This is a genomic window from uncultured Mailhella sp., assembly GCF_944324575.1.
In the GTDB taxonomy this organism is placed as follows: Bacteria; Desulfobacterota; Desulfovibrionia; order Desulfovibrionales; family Desulfovibrionaceae; genus Mailhella.
Window position 1 is genome coordinate 1 of the sequence record NZ_CALUWV010000165.1, and the last position, 5423, is coordinate 5423.

At 59.7% G+C, this 5423-nt stretch carries 2 protein-coding genes and 1 riboswitch; both genes read left to right on the top strand.

Annotated features, from left to right (window positions below):
• Window positions 1-110: 110 nt before the first annotated feature.
• Window positions 111-254: riboswitch (FMN riboswitch) on the bottom strand.
• A 616-nt stretch (window positions 255-870) separates the two neighbouring features.
• Window positions 871-1179 (top strand): hypothetical protein, encoded by a 309-nt coding sequence (locus tag Q0J81_RS11030; protein WP_294447894.1) that lies wholly within the window; start codon window positions 871-873, stop codon window positions 1177-1179.
• A 908-nt stretch (window positions 1180-2087) separates the two neighbouring features.
• The coding region (locus tag Q0J81_RS11035) for a VCBS domain-containing protein (RefSeq protein ID WP_294447895.1) at window positions 2088-5423 on the top strand (3336 nt) is incomplete at its 3' end.

Genomic DNA, 5423 nt, shown 5'->3' on the forward strand with positions numbered 1-5423 from the left:
GGAGCAAAGAGAAGATAGCTGACGCATGACAAGCGCCCTGGAGATGTCCACATCAGGGCCGCAAGAGGCGCTATGAGAGAGGAGAGTGCTTCAGAAGACTGAGGCGAAAGATCCGTTCTCTTTCTTCCGGACTGTTACCGTCGGCCCCGGACTTGCACCGGATCTGCGCTTTTCCCTTGAAAACGCGCCCGCGGGCTGCCCCGAATGCGGGGGTCACCGCCGGTGGGGACTTGCACCCCGCCCTGAGAGTTACTTATGTTTTAATGGACCTGCGTCCGCTGTCAAGAGTCGGCGGAAAAGTTTCCGACTTTCGCCGGGTTGCGGCCATGAGACAAACGGGCCGCCTGCGCCTCTCCGGCGCTCTCCGGATGGCTCCGCGCAGTCGGCACGCGCGGCAGACAGAATCTTCTTGCCATGAAGCGAAAAAAGCGCTATGAAATCCATTCAGATGAAGAAGTCTGACATGGTGCTCGCACGCTTCCTTCCGGACGGGACGGCCCGAAGGCGTTTCCCTTCAAGGCGGTCGCGCGGGAAGATTCCTGCGCGCACAAGTCTTCATAGTGTATTCCCGGAGTGGGGAAATCTCTCCTTAACGGGGGAGTTTAGATAAAGGGCAGTTGAGCTGCCTCTTCTAAAAGAAGCCCGGAAGCTAGCGCCGGGCTTCTTCCTTACCTGCAGGAAAACTTCTGTGTTCCGTTCCGGCGACGGTTGCTGCGCCGGACCGCATCCAGTCATGCGCCGTGACGGCTCGCTTCATGCCGGATCGTGGGCGCGTCCGTGCTTTCCCTGATTGAGAATCAGGGGCCTTTGTTGCGCTTTTCATAAAATCATGCGCCGTTCTTCCATCATGGTGCGTGTCAAGGAGGCTTTATGGTTCCCGTTCTTTCCGTCACGCCGTCCGAACTCGGCGAGGCTTCCGCGCTGGCCGAGCTCCAGCTTCTGCCCGATGAGGAACTCATGAGTCTCTGGGAGCAGACGCAGTTTGCCGTGGCCGCCATTGAAGGACACGGCGGCAGCGCCAGAACCGCCCATACCTATGAGTTCGCCGTGCTCATGGAAATGCAGCGGCGTCTTGTTTCCCGTCCGGCCAGCGCGCTTTTCGGCAGCGGAGGCGAAGAGCCCCTTCCTCTTCCCGAGGGAGGCAGCGCCGCGCCTCACGTCATGCTGGTGAAGGCCTGAGCAGGGCCGGATGTCGGCGTAAGGCTGGTCGCGGGGCATGCGCGGTTCGGATTTTTCATCGGACGCTGCTGTCCTGCCTGACATTGCCGCATGAAAGAGTCGGACATGGTTTCCGGCTCTTTTTTTTGCCTGCATGACGGAATCCGCAGTCATGCCGAAGCTCTCATGGCATGGCATCCGGCCGGCGTGCCGGAAGGTTCTGCCGTGCGGGGGCCTTGTGCAGATCGCGCAGAGGCGCGGTGTTTTGCGGCTCATCTCCGGCGTGGTTCCTGATGCGCGTGCGCGCGGGGCTGATTTGCGCCGCCCCCCCGGGGCGGGGCGACAGGGCGGCGAAAAAGGCGGCATTCTGGCGCGGAAAAGGCGGCGCTTCGGCGGAACGCTGCCGATGTTCCGCGCGCCGGAAGAGCGGAAGGCCGGGGAAACACCCGTCCGGCTCCCGTCCGGCTCCCGTCCGGCGCGCGTCCGGGCGGGCGGACGCGGAAGAGGGGATGCAGAAGGGCGGGCGCCGAAGAGGAACGCGGGAAAAGGCGGCGGAGACGTCTTCTTTGTCATGAACGTCAGGCCCGCAGCATGCACGCGCGCGTTTCGGAGCGTCGGAGGCTTTCCGGCAAAGGCATGAGAAAGGCCTGTCGCCTCTTGACTTGCGGGCATAAACGTATATTTTGGAATTGGCCTGTCGGTATGAGGCCTGCGTTCCTGCTGGTATATCGGAACTTGCTGCGAAGGATGTGACGCATCGTGCATTCGTAAGTAATCCATGGAATCAGCAGGATTTTTTATTATATCATCCTCTTTTTCTCCGTTCCTTCCGGCCGCTTTCTGCCGACTGAGCACGCATCGGTTCCCAACCGGTGCGGGTCTTTTTCCCGTTGTTTTCTGACGTTTTCCTTTTTTTTCAGGAGATCATCATGGCCGACATACGACTTGCCAAGCCTGCCGCAGGAACTTCCAGCAACATCGTCTGTGCTCCCGAGGCGCGTTTCATCTTTGATTTCCCCACCGATGAAGCCGTGCTTTCCCGCGAGGGGGACAACCTCGTCATCACGTTTGAGGACGGAAGCACCCTTCAGCTCGTCAACTTCTACACGGCCTATTCCAGCCAGAACATGCCCACGTTCGAGGTGCAGGGAGCCGAGATTTCCGGCGAGGATTTCTTCACGGCCATGAACGAGCCCGACCTCATGCCTGCCGCCGGTCCCGGAAGGGCCGCAGGCGCGCAGGGCAACGGCAACCGCTTTCATGACTATGTGACGTCCGATCTTCTGGACGGTCTCGACCGTCTGGGCGGCCTCGACATAGGCTGGCCCGGCGAGGGCGTGAATCCCGACACCGACGGTGCGGCAACGAGGGACGGCGACATCAATTATGAAGTGACCCTCACGCCCGGCGACTCCGGCGATCTCGACGACGACATTCCCGTCATCGACAATCCCGACAATCCTCACGACGGCAATGCCGATCCTTCTGCCGGCCGCAGCGTGCTCAGCGTGAATGAAGCCGGACTTCGCGGCGCTTCTTCCGTCACGGCTTCCGGCCACATGCTGGTGGATGCTCCCGACGGCGTGGCCTCCATCGTCATCGGCGGCATCGTGGTGTTCGACGGCTCCGCGCTTACGGGGCAGGTCGTGCCCACGGACGAAGGCTATCTGGAAGTGACGGGCTTCAACGCGGCCTCCGGGCGTCTGGACTACACCTATCATCTTACGCAGGCCACGCAGGAACACAGCGGCGACGGCGCGGACAAAATAGCCCACGACCTTGTCGTGACCGTGACGGACCGCGACGGCTCTACGGATACCGGCGTGGTGACCGTGGTCATTACCGACGACGTGCCCACCATCGAGAGCTTCATGCACGCTGTGACGGAAGGGGACGGCGATGCCGTTACCGGCAACGCGCTTGAAGGCGCGGTGGCCGGCGCGGACGGCGCGAACTTTGCGTGGACGAATCCCGAGCAGCAGGGCAGGTACGGCAAGCTCACGCTGAACGAGGACGGCACCTATACGTACAAGCTGGGCGACGAGGTGGACGTGCCGAAAGGCGAGACGTATACGGAGCAATTCACCTACACCATCAAGGATGCGGACGGCGATACCTCGACGGCAACGCTGACCATCGCCATCAAGGGTGATGAGATCGTGCCCGCGAATCCCGGAAGCGCCACGATCGTGGTGGATGAAGGCGCGTTGTCTACGACTGAAGGAGCCTCTGTCGATGGTTCAGGTCAGCATGAAGGACATGGTTGGAAAGGTACAGGTTCGTTTACGGTAGACCTGAACGGCGAAGACGGCACCGTTATGCTGAAGTACGGCTCAGGGCCGGACGCACCAAACATTACCGTGAGCCTGATCAACGGCGAAGATTTCACATCGAAGTGGCTTTCCCACAACACAACACTGACGGTGAACGGCGTCACCGTGGAGGTGACGGGAGCCACGCAGGATGACGAGACCGGTAAGTGGAATATTGAGTACAGTTATAGACTGACCGGACAGCAGACTCACACGGGTCAGGGCGTCGGCGAAGATGACGCGCTTTCTGACGACATCGACATTACGGTGACGGATGCTACCGGCGATACGTCTACCGGATTGTTGACGGTGACGGTGCATGACGACGGGCCGGTGGCCTCTGCTGACATGAACAGGCTTGCCGAAGAGGCTGAGAGCGTGAGCGGCAATGTTCTGGAAAATGATGAGTCTGGAGCTGACGGCTGGCGCACGGATGCGGAAGGCAATATTGCGGCGGTAGTATTGAAGGGCAGTGCCGACGGTACGTACGGCACGCTGACGCTGAATGCCGACGGCAGCTACACGTACACGCGCAATGAGACGGGCGTGCCGGATGGCGGAGCCAGCGATACGTTTACCTACATAGCCTATGATGCAGACGGTGACGCGGTAGAGAAGACGCTGACGATTACCATAGAAAATACGGAACCCACGACTCCCGAAGGTGAAGAACATAAGCTGACGGTGACGCTTTCCGATGCGAAGACGGCCGGAGGAAATTCGGATACCGTGAGTCAGAGTGTCGATCTGTTTGACGGACCGGAGGCGTTCACCACTGCGGTGTTCGGCTCGACGGAAGGTATTGTGGTTTCCGGAGGCGAGAGCTTCACGTGGAAGCAGCCGGAAGCCAATAAGCTGGTAGGCACGGGGTCTGAAAGCGGCGCAGTAGTGACGCTGACGATTACGGGCATAAACGCCGACGGAACGGTAACGGTGACTGCGACGCTTGAGGACCCTGCGCATCACAATGACGGCAGCAACAGCCTGGACATCAGCGGCATAGTCATTACCGCCACGGATGCGGGCGGCAGCACGGTGTCCGGCACCATGAATGTTGTGGTGACCGATGATACAGCGACTGGCCAGGATGACGTGAACAGTCTTGCCGAAGAGGCTGACAGCGTGAGCGGCAATGTTCTGGAAAACGATAAATCCGGAGCTGACGGCTGGCGCATGGATGGAGAAGGCAACGTTGCGGCGGTAGAGCTGAAGGGCAGTGCCGACGGCACGTACGGCACGCTGAGTCTGAATGCCGACGGCAGCTACACGTACACGCGCAATGAGACGGGCGTGCCGGATGGCGGAGCCAGCGATACGTTTACCTACATAGCCTATGATGCAGACGGTGACGCGGTAGAGAAGACGCTGACGATTACCATAGAAAATACGGAACCCACGACTCCCGAAGGTGAAGAACATAAGCTGACGGTGACGCTTTCCGATGCGAAGACGGCCGGAGGAAATTCGGATACCGTGAGTCAGAGTGTCGATCTGTTTGACGGACCGGAGGCGTTCACCACTGCGGTGTTCGGCTCGACGGAAGGTATTGTGGTTTCCGGAGGCGAGAGCTTCACGTGGAAGCAGCCGGAAGCCAATAAGCTGGTAGGCACGGGGTCTGAAAGCGGCGCAGTAGTGACGCTGACGATTACGGGCATAAACGCCGACGGAACGGTAACGGTGACTGCGACGCTTGAGGACCCTGCGCATCACAATGACGGCAGCAACAGCCTGGACATCAGCGGCATAGTCATTACTGCCACGGATGCGGGCGGTAGCATGGTGTCCGGCACCATGAATGTTGTGGTGACCGACGATGCAGTAGAGGTAGAAAATCTTGCTGGTTCTTCCCTTACCGTTGACGAAAGCTATGCTGATCATGTTGCAGGTCCGGGGCTTGAGCTGGAAGGATCTGCTAATACTGATACAGTATCTCTGGATGTGTCCAATCTGTTC

Bases quoted from the DNA above. Each gene is read 5' to 3' on its own strand.
- Q0J81_RS11030 (WP_294447894.1), top strand. From the start codon at position 871: ATGGTTCCCGTTCTTTCCGTCACGCCGTCCGAACTCGGCGAGGCTTCC.